The sequence below is a fragment of the Pannonibacter phragmitetus genome (assembly GCF_050510895.1).
Classification (GTDB): Bacteria; Pseudomonadota; Alphaproteobacteria; order Rhizobiales; family Stappiaceae; genus Pannonibacter; species Pannonibacter phragmitetus_B.
Window position 1 is genome coordinate 451,171 of sequence record NZ_JBNINT010000001.1, and the last position, 18,192, is coordinate 469,362.

The 18,192-nt window shown below is 62.7% G+C and carries 16 protein-coding genes and 1 pseudogene; 3 read left to right on the forward strand and 14 right to left on the reverse strand.

The annotated features are described in order from the left end of the window. Positions 1-10 precede the first annotated feature (10 nt). On the reverse strand, positions 11-493 hold the full coding sequence (locus tag ACQB61_RS02105; RefSeq protein ID WP_430511294.1) for a c-type cytochrome: 483 nt from the start codon (positions 491-493) through the stop codon (positions 11-13). Positions 494-686: 193 nt separating this feature from the next. Here ACQB61_RS02105 and mog point away from each other — a divergent pair, with 193 nt between their 5' ends. From mog to ACQB61_RS02120, 3 genes are all read left to right on the forward strand, one after another. Next, entirely contained in the window at positions 687-1,220 is a 534-nt protein-coding gene (gene mog, locus ACQB61_RS02110) for a molybdopterin adenylyltransferase (RefSeq protein ID WP_430511295.1), read from the forward strand. Between the two features lie 94 nt (positions 1,221-1,314). Further along, positions 1,315-2,820, forward strand: coding sequence for a UbiD family decarboxylase (locus ACQB61_RS02115; RefSeq protein WP_430511296.1), 1,506 nt, complete (start codon positions 1,315-1,317; stop codon positions 2,818-2,820). Continuing rightward, positions 2,817-3,428: a UbiX family flavin prenyltransferase gene (locus ACQB61_RS02120; RefSeq protein WP_430511297.1), complete on the forward strand. Its 612-nt coding sequence runs from the start codon at positions 2,817-2,819 to the stop codon at positions 3,426-3,428. Before ACQB61_RS02115 ends, ACQB61_RS02120 begins: the two co-directional genes overlap by 4 nt. Before the next feature lie 67 nt (positions 3,429-3,495). Here the strand turns inward: ACQB61_RS02120 and ACQB61_RS02125 are convergent, their stop codons facing one another. The 13 genes and pseudogenes from ACQB61_RS02125 to dctP form a co-directional block, all read right to left on the reverse strand. Further along, complete coding sequence (locus ACQB61_RS02125; protein WP_430511298.1) at positions 3,496-4,638, reverse strand: FAD-dependent oxidoreductase; 1,143 nt, start codon at positions 4,636-4,638, stop codon at positions 3,496-3,498. Continuing rightward, positions 4,631-5,302 (reverse strand): ATP-binding cassette domain-containing protein, encoded by a 672-nt coding sequence (locus ACQB61_RS02130; protein ID WP_430511299.1) that lies wholly within the window; start codon positions 5,300-5,302, stop codon positions 4,631-4,633. The genes ACQB61_RS02125 and ACQB61_RS02130 overlap by 8 nt, the downstream gene beginning before the upstream one ends. 2 nt (positions 5,303-5,304) lie before the next feature. Beyond that, positions 5,305-7,002 (reverse strand): ABC transporter permease, encoded by a 1,698-nt coding sequence (locus ACQB61_RS02135; RefSeq protein WP_430511300.1) that lies wholly within the window; start codon positions 7,000-7,002, stop codon positions 5,305-5,307. 31 nt (positions 7,003-7,033) lie between these two features. Continuing rightward, a complete protein-coding gene (locus tag ACQB61_RS02140) occupies positions 7,034-8,263 on the reverse strand; it encodes an ABC transporter substrate-binding protein (protein ID WP_430511301.1) in 1,230 nt (409 codons plus the stop codon). A 91-nt stretch (positions 8,264-8,354) separates the two neighbouring features. After that, positions 8,355-9,113, reverse strand: a complete 759-nt coding sequence (locus ACQB61_RS02145; protein WP_430511302.1) for a TVP38/TMEM64 family protein — start codon at positions 9,111-9,113, stop codon at positions 8,355-8,357. 204 nt (positions 9,114-9,317) lie between these two features. After that, positions 9,318-9,845: a CDP-alcohol phosphatidyltransferase family protein gene (locus ACQB61_RS02150; protein WP_430511303.1), complete on the reverse strand. Its 528-nt coding sequence runs from the start codon at positions 9,843-9,845 to the stop codon at positions 9,318-9,320. Beyond that, on the reverse strand, positions 9,842-11,356 hold the full coding sequence (locus ACQB61_RS02155; RefSeq protein WP_430511304.1) for a dihydrolipoyl dehydrogenase family protein: 1,515 nt from the start codon (positions 11,354-11,356) through the stop codon (positions 9,842-9,844). Before ACQB61_RS02155 ends, ACQB61_RS02150 begins: the two co-directional genes overlap by 4 nt. A 154-nt stretch (positions 11,357-11,510) precedes the next feature. Beyond that, positions 11,511-12,478 (reverse strand): annotated as a pseudogene (locus ACQB61_RS02160) (threonine ammonia-lyase). A gap of 44 nt (positions 12,479-12,522) precedes the next feature. Beyond that, complete coding sequence (locus ACQB61_RS02165; RefSeq protein ID WP_430514261.1) at positions 12,523-13,515, reverse strand: ornithine cyclodeaminase family protein; 993 nt, start codon at positions 13,513-13,515, stop codon at positions 12,523-12,525. Positions 13,516-13,692: 177 nt separating this feature from the next. Beyond that, complete coding sequence (gene dld / locus ACQB61_RS02170) at positions 13,693-15,378, reverse strand: D-lactate dehydrogenase (protein ID WP_430511305.1); 1,686 nt, start codon at positions 15,376-15,378, stop codon at positions 13,693-13,695. 72 nt (positions 15,379-15,450) lie between these two features. Beyond that, positions 15,451-16,728: a TRAP transporter large permease gene (locus ACQB61_RS02175; RefSeq protein ID WP_430511306.1), complete on the reverse strand. Its 1,278-nt coding sequence runs from the start codon at positions 16,726-16,728 to the stop codon at positions 15,451-15,453. After that, the gene (locus ACQB61_RS02180) at positions 16,725-17,126 is read right to left on the reverse strand and encodes a TRAP transporter small permease (RefSeq protein ID WP_430511307.1); all 402 of its coding nucleotides are present in this window, start codon (positions 17,124-17,126) and stop codon (positions 16,725-16,727) included. The genes ACQB61_RS02175 and ACQB61_RS02180 overlap by 4 nt, the downstream gene beginning before the upstream one ends. An 82-nt stretch (positions 17,127-17,208) precedes the next feature. Beyond that, positions 17,209-18,189 carry a TRAP transporter substrate-binding protein DctP gene (gene dctP / locus ACQB61_RS02185; protein WP_430511308.1) on the reverse strand — a complete coding sequence of 327 codons (981 nt, stop codon included), beginning with the start codon at positions 18,187-18,189 and terminating at the stop codon, positions 17,209-17,211. Positions 18,190-18,192 lie beyond the last annotated feature (3 nt).

Below are 18,192 nucleotides of genomic sequence, written 5' to 3' on the forward strand. Positions count from 1 at the left end.
TTGTCCCTCCTCAGCCCGCGTCATTGGGCGGCCAGCCCTGGGTGTCGATGCGGCTGGTCCATTCGAGGAAATCGGCGAGGTCGTTCAGTTCCTGGTCGGTCAGATGAAACTGCGGCATCTGGCGGCGGCCCTCGATGCCGGAAGGCTGGGCCTGCATCCAGGCAATCAGCCCCTCGCGGGCGGCCTGCGGATCGTCCTTGCCGCCATAGCGTACCCAGACGTTGCCAAGTTCCGGCGCGAAATAGGCGCCCTCGCCCAGAATCGAGTGGCAGTTGACGCAGGCGTGCTTTTCCCACACGTGCTTGCCGCGGATGACGCCGGCCGTCATCGTTGCCTCGTCCGTGGATTTGGTGACGATGTGCCAATGGCTTTGGGCGGTTAGGCCGACAAAGACAATGAAGAAGAAGATCGATCCGCCGTAGAAAATGTTGCGTGCGGCCGATTTCGTGAAACGCCCGGCAGGTGGCCGGTGCGGTTCATGAGGTGATGACATGCTGTGGTCTCCCGTTGTTGGCAATTGCCAGCGGTGGGCTCACAGCTAAGGTCTTTGCAGGCCGGGAACGTTGTTGCGGAACAAACTCTGGAGTCCTTGCAGGTTGCATATCCCTTTGCGTGGACGCAAACTGGTCACTCGCCCGCAATGCCAAGCCTTCTCCCGCAGATGAATTTCAAAAGGGACAGACCCGATGCCCCTGCCCAAGATTGCCATTGTCACCGTCTCCGACCGGGCGAGTGCGGGCACCTATCAGGACCTCAGCGGCCCTGCCATTTTCGACTGGCTGAAGGAAGTGGTGCTGCCGCCGTTTGAAATGGTCTGCCGGCTTATCCCGGACGGTGCGGACAGCGTTGCCGGAACGCTGCAGCAACTGTGTGATGTGGAGCGCTGCGATCTCATTCTCGTCACCGGCGGCACAGGTCCTGCGCCGCGCGATCAGACGCCGGAAGGTGTCAGCCTCATTGCCGAGCGGCACTTGCCCGGTTTTGGCGAGACCATGCGCCGGGCCAATCTTGCTGAGGTGCCGACCGCGATTCTCTCCCGGCAGGAAGCCGTAACACGCGGCACCAGCCTCATCATCACCCTGCCGGGCAAGCCTGCGGCCATTGCCACCTCGCTCAACGCCATTTTTGCCGCCGTTCCTTATTGCCTCGATCTCATCGGCGCGGCCCGGATCGACACCAATCCGGATGTCATTGCCGCCTTCCGTCCCAAAGGGGCGTGAATTTCCCTGCCACCTTGTTGATGCGCGTCAATCTTTGGGGGCGGGGGGCTGTTAAGCCTTTCCGGTCTTTTGCCAGTCTCTTGCCCGGGCCCCCATGCGCACGCTTCCTCCTTTTCCAGATCTCCGCTCCTTCCTTGGCTGGTGTGCCGGGGAAGGAACATTCCGGCGCATTGCCTCACCTGTTGCACTTGTAGAGGAAATGACAGCGGTGCACCGGCAGGTGCTCCTGAGCGGTGGGCCGGTGTTGCAATTCGATGCGCCGGTGCAGGCAGACGGGCGGATCAGCCCGGTACCAGCCGTCGCCAATCTCTTCGGCACGCGGGAGCGGGTGGCGGCGGGGCTGGGCGTGGGGCTTGCGGATATTCCGGCGCTGGGCCAGTTCCTGGCGGCCCTGCGCAATCCCGTGCCGCCAGACGGGGTGCGGGACGCGCTCGCGCGCTGGCCGCACCTGGCCGCTGCCCTGCGCAACCGGCCGAGGCTGACCAGCCGTGCGCCCGTGCAGGAAGAGATGATGAAAGAGCCTGATCTCTCGCTTCTTCCCGTTCAGACCTGCTGGCCGGAAGACGGCGGGCCGCTGGTCACGTGGCCAGTGGTTCTGACCCGGCCGGAGGGCTCGGCGCTGACGGATACTGCCTCTTACAATGCGGGGATCTACCGGGCGCAGGTGCTGGACAGCCGCAGGATGATCCTGCGCTGGCTCGCCCATCGGGGCGGCGCAGCCCATCACCGCAGCTATATGCAGGCGAATGACGGGCGCGGCGCGCCCATGCCAGTGGCGGTCGTGCTTGGCGCTGATCCGGCGCTTTTGCTGGGGGCGGCCTTGCCCCTGCCGGAAACCGTGTCGGAACTTGCGTTCTCCGGCGTTTTGCGCGGCGCGCGCACCCGTCTTGTGCCCGCTCGCACCATTCCCATGCTGGTTCCGGCCGATGCGGAAATCGTCATAGAAGGCTGGGTGCAGCCGGGCGATAGCGCACCTGAAGGCCCCTTCGGCGATCACACGGGCTATTACAATTCGGTCGAGCCCTTTCCCGTCCTGACAGTCAGCGCCATCACCCACAGGCGCGACCCGCTCTACCTCTCCACCTGGACCGGCCGTCCGCCGGATGAACCCTCGATCATTGGCGAGGTCTTCAATGATCTGGCTCTGCCGGTCATCCGCCAGCAGATCCCGGAGGTGCGTGATCTTTGGCTGCCGCCGGCTGCCTGCTCCTACCGTATGGCCGTGGTCAGCATCGCCAAACGCTATCCGGGGCAGGCGCGGCGGGTGATGATGGCCCTGTGGGGCATGCTGCCGCAGTTCAGCTACACCAAGATGGTCGTGGTGGTGGACGAGGATATCGACCCGCGCAATTGGGATGACATCGCCTGGGCGCTCGCCACCCGCTATGACCCCGCCCGAGACAGCATGATCCTCGACCGGACGCCGATGGACTATCTTGACTTCGCCTCGCCCCTTGATGGGCTGGCGGGCAAGATCGGCCTTGATGCAACGGTGAAGATTGGCTCAGAAACCCAGCGCCCCTTTGGCAAGGTCATGAAGCTGAGTGCTGCCGCAGAGGCCGCCGCGCAGCGCATTCTCACGGCGGAGGGGCTGTTATGAGCCATGTTGTTCTGGGTGTCTCGGGGGCATCGGGCGCGGCGCTGGCTTTGCCGGCAGCGCGGGAACTTGCGGCCCGCTCCATTAAGTTCGATCTGGTGACGAGCCCGGCAGCAGAGCGCACGCTGATGCTGGAATGCGGGGAAGGGGCATTGGAAAGCCTCTCCGCGCTTGCTGCCTGCCACCATCCTGCGGGTGATGTGGGCGCACGCATTGCTTCCGGTTCCTTTTCCGTGGATGGCATGATCGTGGCTCCCTGTTCCATGCGCAGCCTTGCGGCTATTGCCCATGGACTTGATGACAATCTGCTGGTGCGTGCGGCCTCCGTGCAGCTGAAGGAGCGCCGCCCGCTGGTGCTGCTGGCGCGTGAAGCCCCGCTCACGCTCGCTCATCTGCGCAACATGACGCTGGTCACAGAAATGGGCGGCATCATTCTGCCGCCGGTTCCCGCCTTCTACCTGCGCCCGGCGAGCCTTGATGAGGTGAGCGCCCAGATCGCCGCCCGCGCCATCGACTTCCTGCGTCTTGGTCCGCCACGTGCAGCGGCCTGGACGGGCGACGTCACGTCAGCAGACACCCTCTCAGATGGCCGAGTTCCACCATCCGGGTGATGCCCGGCAGGCTGCGGTCAACGAGATGAAGATCCGGTGCCAGCGCCGGCTGACGGACACGCCGGCCTTATGGCTGGCGTGGAAGAGGGCTTACGTTTTCAGGCGCTTGATAACGCCGGAGAAAGCGCGTGTCGGCGTGGTGTTTCCAGAGCCGCACCCAGCGGCCGGAGACGGCAAGGCCCCATTTGTCGGCAATCGCGCGTCCGCCCGGCAGGGAAATAAGCGTGAGCCAGGCGCGCTGGGGGCGGTAGGGCTTCAGCGGTGCGCCTGTGAGGCTGCGGTGGATGTTCTGCGCCAGAACAGGTCCTTGCCGCACGGCAAAGACTCCGGCCTTTGGCCTCGGCTCGGGCAGGCAGGCTACATCTCCGGCAGCGAAGACATCCGGATGCGAGACAGTGCGCAGCATGCTGTCCACACGAATAAAGCCCGCCGCATCCAGAGCCAGGCCGCTGCCCTGCAGCCAGCCCGGCGCTCCGCTTGAGGTCGCCCAGACCACTTCATCGGTCGCGAGCTGCCTGCCGTCGCGCGTCGTGAGCCGGCCATCTGAAAAGGCAATCGCATCAAACTCCGGATGATGGCTGATCCCGGCCTTTGCGAGTTCCCTCGCCACCATGCACTGTGCCAGTTTGCTTCGCTCTGGCAGCGGGCGCTGCGAGCGTCCGGCCAGCGCAATCTGCACCCCACGATGCCCGAAACGCTGCCTCAGGGAAAAGGCCAGCTCAACACCGGCTACACCCTGGCCAACCACGGCAATCCGCAGCGGCGTTTCAGTGCTGGCTGCCAATGCGTCCAGCTGCGCCAGCGCTTGCGTGAAACCGGAAATCGGCTTTACCGGGATGCCGCCGGACAGGCCTTGTGGGAGCTGGGGCGTTGAGCCTGTGTCGATGGACAGGAGGCTGTAGCCAAGAGTACTGCCATCCGCGAGCGTCACCGTTCTTGCTGTGGGGTCTATGCCGGTGGCAGCGGTTTCGAGGAATGTGACACCGCAGCGCCCGCAAAGGGCCGCCAGATCAATATGGAAATCCTCGAAGCGGTAATCTCCGGCAGCATAGCCCGGTAGCATGCCGGAATAGGGTGTGTGACGGGCCGGAGATACCAGAGTGACCGGGCGGGACAGGCGAAGGCTGCCCAGATGGCGGATCACTTCCATATGGGCATGGCCGCCGCCAAGAAGCACGATCGGGGCAGGTTCGTTTGCTGCATCAGGCATTTGGGTCTCCCCTCCGGCCAAGGCGGTGCACTGTGCCGCCTGCTGCCTCGGCATCGGCCTCGTCATGGGTGACCAGTAGCACGGGCAGGCCTGCGCAGCGCGCTCTTGCGAACACAAGGCTGCGCATCTGAGCCCGCAAATCCGCATCAAGCTTGGAGAAGGGCTCATCCAGCAACAGCAGCCGTGGCCGCGACACGAGCACCCTGGCAAGCGCCACCCGTGCCTTCTGCCCACCTGACAGAGTGGCCGGATCGCGCCCGGCGAAGCCGTCAAGCTCCATTTCCGCCAGCATTTCAGCAGCCATTCTCTGCCGTTCTGCCGCGCTGCGCACTTCGGCAGGAAGCGCAAAGGCGACGTTTTCCCCGACGCTCATGTGCGGAAAGAGCAGGGGATCCTGAAACAGGATGCCGGCACGCCGCTGTTCTGGCGGCAGGCCGGACAGGTTGACGGCATCTGCGATAACATCGCCGCTGGCGCGGAACGCGGGATCCAGGAAGCCGCCGATATAGGCCAGAAGCGTGGACTTGCCGGCTCCGGATGGCCCCATGATCGTGAGCACATCGCCCTGTGCGACATGCGCCGAAAGGTCAATCAACACATGGTTTTCATGGCGGATGGTGACGTTGCTGAGCGTGAGCCCGGATGCGCCTTCGCGGTTCCGCATGATCAAATCCTCATGGCGCGGCGGTTGCGGTGGACAAGCGCGGGCACCAGCGCGGCCAGCACAAAGGCAAGGAAGGGCAGGATGGCCTGCAGCAGCGCATAAACGCCGATGACCCGCCGGTTGCTGCCGGACGCTAGGGCGACGGCTTCGGTGGTGATCGTTGCGAAACGTCCTTCGCCGATCAGCAGGGTTGGCAGATATTGCCCCGCTGAAACGGCAAAGCCGACAGCTGCTGCCGTCAGCAGCGGACGCAGCAGCATCGGCAGCCGGATGGTGAAGAGCACCGTCAGGCGCGGTTTGCCGAGCGCTGCCGCAATGATCTCGTATCGCGGGTCAAGGGCTCGCCAGGGACCGGCAAGAGACAGATAGACATAGGGCAGAACGAAAACCAGATGCACGAGAATGAGCGCAGCCAGTCTGTTCTGGCTGCCGCTGCCAATGAAGAGCATCTGCAGGCCGAACACGAATGTCACCTGCGGCACGATCAGCGGCAGATAGAGGATCAGCAGTCCGCGTTCTCCGGCTCCTTTCCCGGTCTGGCTTTCGCGTTCCAGACAGCCGGCGGCAAGGATCAGCGCGATCAGCGTTGATGCAATTCCAATGGTGAGAGTGGTCAGAAGCGGTCCGGAAATCTGCGGCAGGGCGCTTGCCCAGCTGCGCAAGGTGAAGCCTTGGGGCAGCAATGCGGGAAACTGCCAGAGGCCAGCAACGGACCAAAGCGCCAGAACGGCAAGCCCCGCAAAGACGGCGCAGCCGGTGAGGGCAAGGGTCAGGGCGGCCAGGCGGCGCAACAGGGCATCGCGCCTGAACCGTATCCCGCGATCCCGCAAACGGGATGCGATCGTCCCGCACAGCCGCTCCAGGCCAAGCCAGACGAGAAGAGCAAGGAGCGTTACCGCCAGTTGAGCCAGTGCCCCGGCAGAGGCAAGAAAGCGGACGGAGAGGTCAGGATCATTCATCCAGTCCACCAGCCGGGTCGCAAGTGTGCCGGGCAGGTTGGGCCCAAGGATGAGCGCCACGTCCACCACCGAGGTGGAATAGGCGATGACGGCATAGACCGCAAAGCGGATCTGCCGGTACAGCGCAGGCCAGAGCAGATAGACAAAGCCTGCAACCCGGCCGTAGCCGAAAGAGGCAGAAAGCCGCCTTGCGCCAGCCAGATCCACCTGCGGCAGGGCGGCCAGTGTAACGAGAAACAGAAACGGCGTTTCCTTGATCACCAGTCCTGCCACCATCGCCAGTCCCCAGGGATCATGCGGGATCAGGATGTCCGGTGGCCGGGTGATGCCGGTCAGCGGCGCGGCAAGGCGGATGAGATAGCCAGAGGGGGCAATGAGAAAGGCAAGCCCGAAGGCAGCCGCCGCATGGGGCACGGCAAGCAGCGGTGACAGAAGATGCTGAAGCCGCGACAGAACCGGTGTTCCGGCAAAACCGGCAATGAACAGCAGCGTGAGCAGCAGCGAAAGCGCAGAGGCTGCCAGTCCTGCCGCCAGACTGAGAACAGCGGCTGGCAGGAGGCCCGGCGTTGCCGCAAGACTGCGGAAGGCATGAAGGTCGAAGCTCTCGCCGCCAAGAACCGGCAGATAGCCGAAGGCGGGCAGCAGGGTGCCGAGCAGACCGAAGGCGATGGGCAGAAGCAGCAGGGCAAGCGTCAGCAGCACCGCGCCCCTTGCAAGGAGCGCAGGCGCCCTGTCCGTCACTGGTGCCGTTCTGCCCCCGGTTGCCACGGTGTCAGTTGCCGCTGGCGTAGCGGCGGCGCCATTCCGTTTCGATGCGCTCCATCCAGCTTGCGTGCGGTTCGGCGATCACAGGCCCCAGCTGTTCCGGCGCAAGAGTGGCAATGCCCAGATCAAGGGACTGGAAAGCCGCGCGGTCTGCTTCATCCAGCTTGTCCATGGACAGAACGGTCGGGTCTCCCCAGTAGGCAGGGTCCTGCTTGCGCAACTGCGCTTCCGGCGAAAGCAGGAAGTTGGCCGTCAGCAGCGCCCCTTCGCGGGCATTGGCATTATAGGGAATAGCAACAAAATGAGTGTTGCCGAGCGTCCCGCCGGAGAAGGTGAAAGACCGCACGGTATCGGGCAGCTCGCCTGCCTTGATACCGGCCGAAGCCTCTGCCGGATTGAAGGCAAAGACGATATCCAGCTCACCATCGGCCAGCTTCTGTTTCATGTCCGGATAGTTCTGCACAAAGGCTTTTCCAGACCTCCAGGCAACCTTGTGAAGCTCATCAAGATAGGCAAAAAGCGGCTCTGTATCGTGCTCGAAACTGGCCTCATCCACCGGCTCCATCAGTTTGGCAGGCTCTGCGACGACTTCGCTCAGCAGTTGTTTCAGAAAGGAGGAGCCGATGAAATCCGGCGGTGCAGGATAGGAAAAACGGCCTGGGTTCTTCTGCGCCCAATCCAGCAGCTCTCTGGCGCTGTCCGGAAGGGTTTGCGCATCCGTCCGGGCGCTGTCGTAGAAGAAGACCATCTTGGCCCCGCCCCACGGGCTCTCCAGTCCTTCCACCGGCTCGGTGAAATCCGTGAGAATTGTGGGCTGGTTCTGCGTATCGACATAATGCCAATTGGGCAGGGAGTCTGCCCAGCCAGGAGACAGCAGCAGCCCCTGCTTTTTCATGGACACGAAGTTCTCGCCATTGATCCAGATGAGGTCAACCGAGCCGCCTGCGTTTTTGCCGGCCGCCTTTTCTGCGACCACTTTCGCAACCGCATTTGCCGTGTCATCCAGCTTCACCTGCACCACGGTGACGCCATGGCGCCTCAGCATTTCTGCGCCCACCCATTCCAGATAGGCGTTGATGGTTTCAGAGCCGCCCCAGGCGTTGAAATAGACGGTCTGACCGGACGCAGCTTTCTCGACTTCGGCCCAGTTGGTCACTTCCGGACTGGCCGCAGCGGCGGGCAGGGAGCTGATGGTGGCGGCCAAACCGGCTGCCAGAAGGCTGTTGCGCAAGCGCATGTTCCGTCGCACTCCGTCTGCGGCCCGGCATACCCCCGGCGGACCGTCGTATCAAAGCATGGCCCGGGCGGTCCGGCCATTTTGTTAAGGCTCAGCCTTGCGCCGTCCTGCGTTTGCGGATCAGCTTCACCAGTGTGGGAAGAACGGCAAACGCGGCGAGCACAAAAAAGGCGAGTGTAATCTCGGGTGTCACCAGATCAGAGAGTTGCGCCTCATGGCCCGATGCCTGAGACGCCAAAAGCACGCTGTCTACACCTTGGCCGAGATAGGCATAAGCAAAGGTGCCGGGCAGAATCCCCAAGAACGTCGCCGCGACGAACCGGCCCAGGCTGATGTCAAAAAGGGCTGCGGCTATGTTGACCACGAAGAACGGGAAAACGGGGGCCAGGCGGATGGCGAAGAGATAGCCGAAGGCATTCTCCCGGAAGCCGTCTGCAAGCGTCTTCATGACCCCTTTGACCCGGTGGTGCAGGAAGCCGCCGAAGGCCGAACGTGTTGCAAGGAAAAGCAGCGAAGCCCCAATCGTTGCGCCGGCGGCGACGAGTGCGCCGCCCAAGAGCCAGCCAAAAAGAAAACCGCCGAACACGGTCAGGATGGATGCTGCGGGAAAGGAAAAGGCGACGGCGAGAATATAGACCACCAGAAAAAGGGCGGCAGACCAAAGCACATGGGCCTCCACATAGGCCCTGAGGGCTGTCCGTTGCCCGGCGAGATAGTCAAGGCTCAGATAGTCTTGCAGCCCGAGCGCATAGCCGCTCACGAGACCCGCCACAATCAGCACAGCTGGTGCGAAGCGCCATAGGCTGCGCTGCGTGCGTGGCGGCTGTGTGTCTCTGAGGGGTTCGCTCATGGTTCCTGTCTGCGCGGGTATCTTTGGCCAGCCATATTGCGCAAAGCCGTTTGTTCGTGTGGTCACTATGGCTTGATCAGAACCGGTGGTGAGCCTCAGAGGGGCACAGATTGTTTCACTGCCCGGGCCGGGAAAAGGCAACCCAGCCCTGACGCCAGCGGATGAGGGTGGTCAGGCCGCAGAGCGCGGCAAAGCCATAGGCGATCACGGCAAACTGACCGGGAAACAGGCACATGGCGGCAAACACCAGGATTGTTTCGAAGCCCTCGGCAAGGCCCCCGCATAATAGATGCCCTTGGTTGGGAACTCCGGCGCGTTGCGCCCGAGCTTTGCTGCGACCGCCGAAAAAGCCAGAAAAGACGAGCCAGTCCCGACGAAGGAGACAATCAGCACGGCGGCGGGCAAGGCGTGATCCTGAGGCGCCTGAATGGCAAATCCGAGCGGGATCAGCGCATAGAAGGCCATATCCAGCGCAATATCGAGGTAGGCGCCCCGGTCCGTGGGGCCGTGAATGCGGGCCACTGCCCCGTCCAGCCCGTCGAGCAGCCGGTTCAGCAGGATGAGCACCAGTGCCGGCAGCCACTGGCCGAAGCAGAGCGCAGCAAAGGCAGCCACTCCGGCCCCAAAGCCGGTCAGGCTGAGCAGGTCTGCAGGGATACCCCGGCGGGCAAGAAACCCGGCCAGAGGCTGCAGGGCAGCGCGTTGCAGGGGCAGTATCCGGGCGTCGATCATCCGCGCCTCCAGCGGTGAAAGCGTTCCAGAAGAGACAGCAGGAAGCCGTTGACATGGTTGCGCCGCCATTGGCCCGCCGTCAGCTTTCCGGCCTCTGCCAGCGTTGGATAGATATGGATCGTGCCGAGGATCTTGCCGAGGCCATGTCCGTGCTTCATCGCAAAGACGTATTCCGCCAAGAGGTCGCCGGCATGTTCACCGGCGATGGTGACGCCAAGGATTCTGTCCTTGCCGGGCACCGTCAGCACCTTGACGAAGCCATGGGCCGAGCCGTCAGCAATGGCACGGTCGAGGTCATCGAGACCGTAACGTGTCACCTCGTAGGAGATGTTCCGGGCCTTCGCCTCGGCTTCCGAAAGCCCCACCCGGGCCACTTCCGGGTCGGTGAAGGTCGCCCACGGGATGATGCTGTAATCGGCCTTGAAGCGCTTGAAGTCACCAAACAGGGCGTTGATGGCCGCAAACCAGGCTTGATGCCCGGCCACGTGTGTAAACTGATAAGGGCCCGCCACGTCTCCTGCCGCCAGAATGTTCGGGTGGAGTGTCTGGAGATACTCATTGGTCTCCACGACCCGGTCCACTTTGATGCCGAGTTCTTCCAGCCCGAAGCCCTTGAGGCGCGGGGCGCGGCCCACGGCGGCGATCACTTCATCAAAGAAGACGCGCCTCGTGCCACCTTCGTGCTCCGCCTCGATCCATTTCTCCCCGTTGTCCGCCACGCCGCAAGCGGTTGCCTTGTGGCCGGTCAGAACGGTAACGCCATCGGCTTGCAGCGAGGCCGTAACGAGGGCGTTTGCATCCTCGTCCTCGCGCATCATCAGGCGGGGGGCCATTTCGATTTGTGTCACGGCCGAGCCGAGCCGGGCAAAGCTCTGGGCCAGCTCACAGCCAATTGGTCCACCGCCAAGCACGGCAAGGCGCTTTGGTGCCTCAGCCCTGCCACGCAGTTTCTCCCACAAGGTGTCGGACGTGAGATAGCCGGTCTTTTCGAGGCCGGGGATGGGCGGCACGAAGGGCTGCGCGCCGGTCGCGAGGATAATGGCGCGGGTGGTCAGCCGCTGTGTTCCGCCGCCGTTGAGTGCGATCTCAACCGTCCAGGGATCAACAAGCCTTGCATAACCCTGAAGCACCTCGACGCCGAGGCCGGTGTAGCGCGCGATGCTGTCGTGAGGCTCAATCGCGGCAATCACCTGATGCACACGTTCCATCACGCTGGCAAAGGGCACCCTGGGTTCAACCGCCTCAAGGCCGTAGCGGTCTGCGTGGCGCATCTGATGGGCGGCCTTTGCACTCCGGATCAGTGCCTTCGAGGGCACGCAGCCGAAATTGAGGCAATCGCCTCCCATCTTGTGCGCCTCGACAAGCGTAACCTTCGCCTTGGCCGCTGCCGCAATATAGGAGGACACCAGCCCGGCTGCCCCTGCGCCAATAACGATCAGGTTGCGGTCGAACCGTTTCGGCTTCGTCCAGCCACTCCCGGCTGCCACCGCCTCTTTGCCAGCCAATGCCATGAAGATCCTTCAAAAAATGCGGCGCTCGAAATTCGGGTCAGCCGCAATGCTATCAGGATTTCCGGGGGCGCTGCATCACGTCTTGGTTTTCAGCGGCAGCAGACGCTTGTGCTGCCGCGTCCACAGTCCAGCCAGCCGTGCATTTTTTCGAGGATCAGAGCCTGTTGTAGACTTCCGCGAGGCTGCTCAGATCCAAGTTGCCGCCGGTGAGGATGGCGCAGACCTTTTCGCCCGGGGCTATGCTGAGGGACCCGGCGAGCAAGGCGCCGATGCCGATAGAGGCGGCTGGTTCTGCAATCAGTTTTGCATCCCTTGCCAGCACCTGCATGCCCTCGACGATGTGAGCGTCTTCGACGAGAACGATCTCGTCCACATATTTTTCGATGATGGGATAGGGATTGCGGCCGGGAACGCTGATCCGAAGGCCGTCTGCTATGGTGTCCAGAAGCGGAAGGGACGTGGGCTCTCCGTTCAGGCGGCTGTGGTAATATTTCGGTGTCAGGGCGGGCTCGGCGCCGATGACGCGCACTGAGGGCCTGAGTTCCTTGAATGCGGTCGCCACGCCAGAAATGAGACCGCCGCCGCCCACCGGCACGATCACCGTGCTGACATCAGGCAGATCTTCAAGAATCTCGCATGCCATCGTCCCCTGGCCGGCCATCACCAGCGGATCCTCGAAGCCGTGAACGACGGTGTAATTGTTGTTCTCCGCGATCTCGTAGACCTGTTTCCAGCGGGTGGCGTTGTCTCCGTCAAACAGGATGACTTCAGCGCCCAGAGCCTCAGTGTTGGCGATCTTCAGCTTGGGAGTGGTCACCGGCAGAACCAGCACAACCTTCACGCCCAGCATTTTCGCCACATAGGCCAGTGCCTGAGCGTGATTGCCCGATGAGCTGGAGATGAGGCCTTTGGCGGTTTCCTCCCGCGGCAGTGACAGAACCTTGTTCAGAGCGCCCCGGATCTTGAAGGCGCCTGTCACCTGCAGGGTCTCCGGCTTGAGGTAAAGCTCGCAGCCCAGCCTTTTCTCGATCTTGTCCGCCCGCAGCAGCGGGTGTGGCGGATATGCGGCATCACCCGCTCTCTTGCGTCGTGAATATCTTGAAGCGTCGGATAGTTGCGCATGCTGGTATTGGCTTTCTGACAGTCCGCTGGCGGGGAATTGGAGATTACTGGAAGAAGCTGAACCATGAGCCGGCGTTGCGAGCGAGGGCGTTGTCATAGATCTTTCGCGCCGCCGTATTGTCCTGAATGGCCATGCCGGTGGAATCAAAGATGGTGATCTCGTCATCCCTCTCGCGGCCCGGCTTTTGTGCCAGCAGGATTTCACCGATCTCGCCGTGGATCTGCTCTTGCGTGATGATGCCCGCATTCAACGGATGCCAGGTTTCGCCCTTGCTGATGCACTGGGAGAGGGAGTCTACGGCGATTTTTGCGCCTCGGAAGATCTCAGGGTCGAATTCCTGCTTGCCACGCTGGTCCGTGCCGATGGCGATGATGTGGGTTCCGGGCTTCACCCAGTCCGCTTCCACCACCGGCCCCGTTCCCCGGGTCGCCGTGATCAGGATGTCGGCCGCTTGTACGGCCTCTCTGGCGGAGGATGCGGCGGTGACGGGGATGCCAAACTCCCGCTCGATCTCTTCCTTGAAGGCGGCGAGCTTCTCCGGTGTCCTGCTCCAGGCGTGGATCTCACCAATCGTCATCACTTCGCGGATGGCGCGGATCTGCATCCTGGCCTGATAGCCGGTGCCAATCGTCGTCAGTGTCCGGGCATCCTTGCGCGCCAGCGCCTTCACGGAGACGGCGCCTGATGCGCCCGTCCTGAGGCCCGTGAGAAGGCTTCCATCCATGACGCAGGCCAGCGCGCAGCTTCTGGCATCGAACAGGAGAACGGTCCCCATCCCGCTGGGTACCCCATGCTCCGCCAGATTGTGCGGGAAGCCGCCAGATGAGGCCTTCAGCGTGATGGTTTCATTGGCCTGATTGTATCCTGCCTTGAAGTCGATCTCTCCGCGCGGGGCAGGCAGATGCAGGCCCATGTAACCGGGCTGCTGCACCAGTCCGCTGCTGAAGGCCTTGTAGGCCTCTTCCACCGTGCCGATGACCTCGGCCATGGAGATGAGGCTTTTGACGTCTTCCTTCGTAAGCAGCAGTGTCTTCATCATGCGGTCCTGCCCGGTGCAACCAGCCTTGCCTGAAGACCGCGCTCCTGTAGCAGAACACGGTCTGGCCTGTCGCGGCGCAGTGTTGCATCGCAGAGGAGGCAGAAAATGCTGATTTGGGCCGTTCAGCCACATTTCCGGTGGGCAGCAGGCTGCCACGCCGCACTCAAGCGGGGCCTAATGCCAGTGGCGGCACTTCGAGGTTTTGCCGATTCCGGGGTTGAAGGTGTTGGTGGGGTCGAGGCGGCGGTAGAAGTCCTGTAGCGCGGGCTTTGCCTCATAGAGATGGCCGACATTGTGCTCGGCCGGATATTCCGCACCGCGTGCGTCCAGCAGGGCGCAGATTTCGTGCTCCAGCGCTTCGCAGTCCACGCCCTTCTTCACCAGATATTCCTGATGCATGACGTGGCAGAGGAAGTGCCCGACATAGATCTTCAGAGCCATCTTGTCCGAAATCTCATCCGGCAGGGTCTCGAACCAGTCGATGGTGTCACGCGGTAGGGCAACGTCGAGGGCGACGATATCCTCGACCGTGCGGCCATGCACCGCCCGGTAGCGCACCACGGCGCTGCCGACAGTAAAGCGGTTGAGGAAGGCGGCCTTGCCTTCGGCTTCCGTGCATTCGATGAAGTTGCCTGCCTTGCTGGGAAAGAGGGAAGCGAGGTAATCTCGCGTCTCGGAGATGCAGGCATCGCCTGCCCGGATCATCAGATGATGCGGATAGGTGTCACGGCAGTCGATCAGCCGTTTTGGCATCTGTTCGGGCAGGAAGCGGCTGGCGAATTGAAGCAGGTGATCGGACACAGCCTTGCCGAGGCCGAAGCGCTCCGTCATGCCGTCGAACCAGCTCTTGGCCGCAAAGGCGCGGGGCACGTTGACGGTGCCAAAGGTGCGGATGAAGAGATAAAGATCCTTGCCCCAGACCTGTGCCGCACGGAAGGCGTCGGCATGCATGTATTCCCCGGCAATGGGCAGGTTCTTGAAGTTCGCCAGAATATGCCGCCGGATGGCCTGCAGCTCAGCCGGATCGCTGGTGCCGATGTAGAAGACCTTTTCCTCCTCAGCCACGGCGAAGGTATCGAGCCGCACGGCAAAGACGCCGATCTTGCCGGCCGAACCTGACGCCTCATAGTGGCGGCGCGGATCGGCATTGAAACGGGCAGGGGTGTGGGCGCTGATGTCTCGCACATGGTCCTTGTATTCGATGTCGGACGCCTGTGCTCCTTGCGGGAAGTCCACGTCTGCTTCGGTGTAATTGCCCGCATCCAGCCGGGTGAGAATATCCAACGGCTGGCTCCCAAGGCGGATGCCGAGGTGATTGACAAGATGCAGCTGGCCTTCCGCATCCACCTGCGCAAACAGCGACAGTTGGGTGTAGGCGGGGCCGCGCTGTACCAGCGAGCCGCCGGAATTGTTGCAGATGCCTCCCGTCACCGATGCGCCGATGCAACTGGACCCGATGACGGAATGCGGCTCGCGGCCCAGCGGCTTTAGCTGGCGTTCCAGCTGGTCGAGTGTTGCGCCCGGCATGCACAGCACCTGCCGCCCGTGGTCGAGAAGGTCAATGCGCCTGTTGCGCAGTGTAGAGACGATGACGATGGGGCGGTCATAGCCGTCCCCGAAAGGCGTCGAACCGCCGGTCAATCCCGTGTTTGCCGCCTGGAAGATGATGGCAACATCCGCTGCAACGCAGGCTTCCAGCACACGCCACTGTTCCACCAGTGTGCCGGGCTCGACAGCAGCCAGAACCTCGCCGTCGCCATAGCGGTAGCCCCGGCGGAAGCGCCGGGTGCCCCGGGCGCCGGTGTGAACATAGCGGCGGCCAACGATATCCTGCAGCTGTTGGATCAGGGAGCCGGTCATGAGGTGTGAACTCTTCCAGATGTGAGCAATCCGGCCTGCCCCGTGAGCGGGGCAGGCGTGTTTGGCGGGTCTTCAGCGCCCGATCAATGAGGGCAGCGTCATGCTGACCGCCGGGACGAAGGAGATCACCAGCAGGCAAAGCACGATGACACCGACGAAGACCATCAGCGGCTTCAGCATCTGCGTGACCGAACAACCGGCGATCTGTGCGGCGGCGAAGAGATTTACCCCAAGTGGCGGCGTGATCATGCCGAGAGCGAGGTTCACGACCATCACGGTGCCGAAGTGGACCGGCGCGATCCCCACGCGAGCCGCGGCGTCCTGCAGGATGGGAGCGAGAACGATGATGCTCGCGCCCGTCTCGATGAACATGCCGATCATGAAGAGCATGGCGTTGATGGCCATCATCAGCGACACCGGGCCGTCAAAGGTGTTCGTCAGCCACAATGCAGCAGCATCAGGCACGCCCTGCCGGTTGAGCAGGTAACCCATCAGGCTGGCGGTGCCGATGATGAACATGATGACGGCGGAGGTGACGACCGACTTGCGGAAGGCGTTGATCAGATCCGTCCATGTCATCTCCCGGTGCAGGAACAGGCCCACCACCATGGCATAGATGACGGCGATGACGCTGGCCTCGGTCGGGGTGGTGACGCCGCCATAGATCCCGCCCATGATCAGCACAGGCATAAGGAGGGCCCAGAAGGCGCGGCGGGTGGCTGTCAGCCTTGGCAGGCTGCCTTCTCCGTCGCGTTTGCCCCAACCCCTGATCCGGCACCAGACGAGAGCCGTCATCAGCAATGCGCCCGCGATCAACAGGCCTGGCACGATGCCGGCGAGGAAAAGCTGCGGGATCGAGGTTTGCGTTGCGACGCCGTAGAGGATCATCGGGATCGACGGCGGAATGATGACGCCCAATTCGGCGGATGTAGCCATGAGGGCCGCGACGAAGCCGACCGGATAGCCATATTGGCGCATGGCCGGAATGAGGACGACACCGACGGCGAATGTGGTGGCAACACTGGAGCCGGAAATGGCGGAGAACAGCATGCAGGTCAGAACACAGGTGGCGGCGAGGCCGCCCTGGATCTGACCAACGAAGGCGCGGGCAAATTCGACGAGGCGGCGCGACAGGCCGCCGACTTCCATGAGATTTCCGGCGAGGATGAAGAACGGGATGGCTGCCAGCGGAAACTTGTCGAGGGCGATGTAGATCTGTTGCGGGACGACGATGGCGGGTAGCGTCGTGAAGCCGAAGAGCCCGATCATCGAGGCAAGGCCGATGGAGATGGCGATGGGCACCGAAATGGCAAAGAGCACCAGCATCGCGGAGACGATTGCACCGGTCATTGCGCTCTCTCCTTGCCAGACTGGATGAAATGCACGATCGCGCCAAGGGCTGCAAAAAGCGATCCAACCGGAATGGCGGCATAGCCCCAGGCCATTGAGATTTCCAGACCGGCCATTTCCTGCATCTGGACGCGCTGGGCGGTGGAGATCCCGAACCAGAAAAGGGTGGCGAACATGATCAGGCAGGAGATGAGGGTGATGGCCTCGATGCTGCGCCGGAGCCCGCCCGTTGTGGCCTCGCGCGCCAGATCAATGGCAACCAGTGCGCCTTTGCGCAGGGCGACGGAAATGCCGAGCAGCACCATCCAGACGAGAGCAAGCCGTGTGAGCGCTTCCGACCAGCTGGAAGGGGTGTGGAACAGGAAGCGTCCCATCACCTGCCAGAAGCTGGAGGCCACGGCGATGGCCAGTGCAAGGAGGCGGCAGCCGCCACCCCTGCAACAAGTCCGTCAGCGCGACGGATCAATGCCGCCACTGAGCTCATTGAGCTTTCCAGTCCCGGATGCGCTTGATCAGGTCTGCGCCGAACTGGTTTTCAAACTCGGCATTGGCGGAAGCCATGGCCTGACGATAGGCGTCACGATCCTTGACTTCGACCACCTCGATGCCACGCTTGCGCAGGGTCTCGATACCGGCAGTCTCGTCCTGCTCCACCCTTGCGCGGTTGGCCGCCGATGCAGCCTGACCGCCTTCTTCCACGGCTGCCTTCTGCTCTTCCGTCAGGCCTGCGATGAAGTCCGGATTGCAGGCGAAAATGCCCGGCGAATAGACGTGGCGGGTCAGGTAGAGGTGCTTCTGCATCATGTCGAGGTTGTTCGACAGGATCACCGGGATCGGGTTTTCCTGGCCATCAACCGTGCCCTGCTGCAGGGCCGAAGGCAGTTCGGAGAAGGCCATCGGGGTCGGCAGAACACCAGCAGCCTGCCAAGCCTGCATGTGCACCTGGTTTTCCATGGTGCGGATCTTCATGCCGCGCAGATCTTCCGGCGAGTTGACGGCCTTGGCGCCTGTCGTGAGGTTGCGGAAACCGTTTTCCAGCCAGGCAACGCCATAAAGGCCACGCGCCGGGAAGAGCGCCAGAAGCTCCTGTCCAACATCCGAGTCCAGCACGCCGCGGGCATGCTCGTAGCTGTCGAACAGGAACGGCACGTCGAGGACGCGGGTTTCGGGCACGAAGTTGCCGAGCGGGCCAGCCGAACCCATAGCGCATTCCTGCGAGCCGAACTGCACGCTTTCCAGTGCTTCGCGCTCGTTGTCCATACGCTGGATCACCACATTGATCGTGCCGCCGGACTTCTCTTCGACAACCTTCTTGAAGGCAGCAGCCGCAAGGCCAAAATGGCTGTCTGCGGGAGAGGAATGGGTAACGGTCAGCGTGGTCTGAGCCGAAGCGGTCATAATGCCCCCAGCCAGGACCATGCCGGCGAGAACCGCTGTTTTCTTGGACTGCGAAAGTTTCATGTG

What these genes read in the sequence shown, in the direction of transcription:
- ACQB61_RS02125 (WP_430511298.1), bottom strand. Translation starts at nt 4,638, where the DNA reads ATGCCTGATGCAGCAAACGAACCTGCCCCGATCGTGCTTCTTGGCGGC.
- mog (WP_430511295.1), top strand. Translation starts at nt 687, where the DNA reads ATGCCCCTGCCCAAGATTGCCATTGTCACCGTCTCCGACCGGGCGAGT.
- ACQB61_RS02145 (WP_430511302.1), bottom strand. Translation starts at nt 9,113, where the DNA reads ATGAGCGAACCCCTCAGAGACACACAGCCGCCACGCACGCAGCGCAGC.
- ACQB61_RS02120 (WP_430511297.1), top strand. Translation starts at nt 2,817, where the DNA reads ATGAGCCATGTTGTTCTGGGTGTCTCGGGGGCATCGGGCGCGGCGCTG.
- ACQB61_RS02155 (WP_430511304.1), bottom strand. Translation starts at nt 11,356, where the DNA reads ATGGCATTGGCTGGCAAAGAGGCGGTGGCAGCCGGGAGTGGCTGGACG.
- ACQB61_RS02130 (WP_430511299.1), bottom strand. Translation starts at nt 5,302, where the DNA reads ATGCGGAACCGCGAAGGCGCATCCGGGCTCACGCTCAGCAACGTCACC.
- ACQB61_RS02165 (WP_430514261.1), bottom strand. Translation starts at nt 13,515, where the DNA reads ATGAAGACACTGCTGCTTACGAAGGAAGACGTCAAAAGCCTCATCTCC.
- ACQB61_RS02105 (WP_430511294.1), bottom strand. Translation starts at nt 493, where the DNA reads ATGTCATCACCTCATGAACCGCACCGGCCACCTGCCGGGCGTTTCACG.
- ACQB61_RS02115 (WP_430511296.1), top strand. Translation starts at nt 1,315, where the DNA reads ATGCGCACGCTTCCTCCTTTTCCAGATCTCCGCTCCTTCCTTGGCTGG.
- ACQB61_RS02150 (WP_430511303.1), bottom strand. Translation starts at nt 9,845, where the DNA reads ATGATCGACGCCCGGATACTGCCCCTGCAACGCGCTGCCCTGCAGCCT.
- ACQB61_RS02140 (WP_430511301.1), bottom strand. Translation starts at nt 8,263, where the DNA reads ATGCGCTTGCGCAACAGCCTTCTGGCAGCCGGTTTGGCCGCCACCATC.
- dctP (WP_430511308.1), bottom strand. Translation starts at nt 18,189, where the DNA reads ATGAAACTTTCGCAGTCCAAGAAAACAGCGGTTCTCGCCGGCATGGTC.
- ACQB61_RS02175 (WP_430511306.1), bottom strand. Translation starts at nt 16,728, where the DNA reads ATGACCGGTGCAATCGTCTCCGCGATGCTGGTGCTCTTTGCCATTTCG.
- dld (WP_430511305.1), bottom strand. Translation starts at nt 15,378, where the DNA reads ATGACCGGCTCCCTGATCCAACAGCTGCAGGATATCGTTGGCCGCCGC.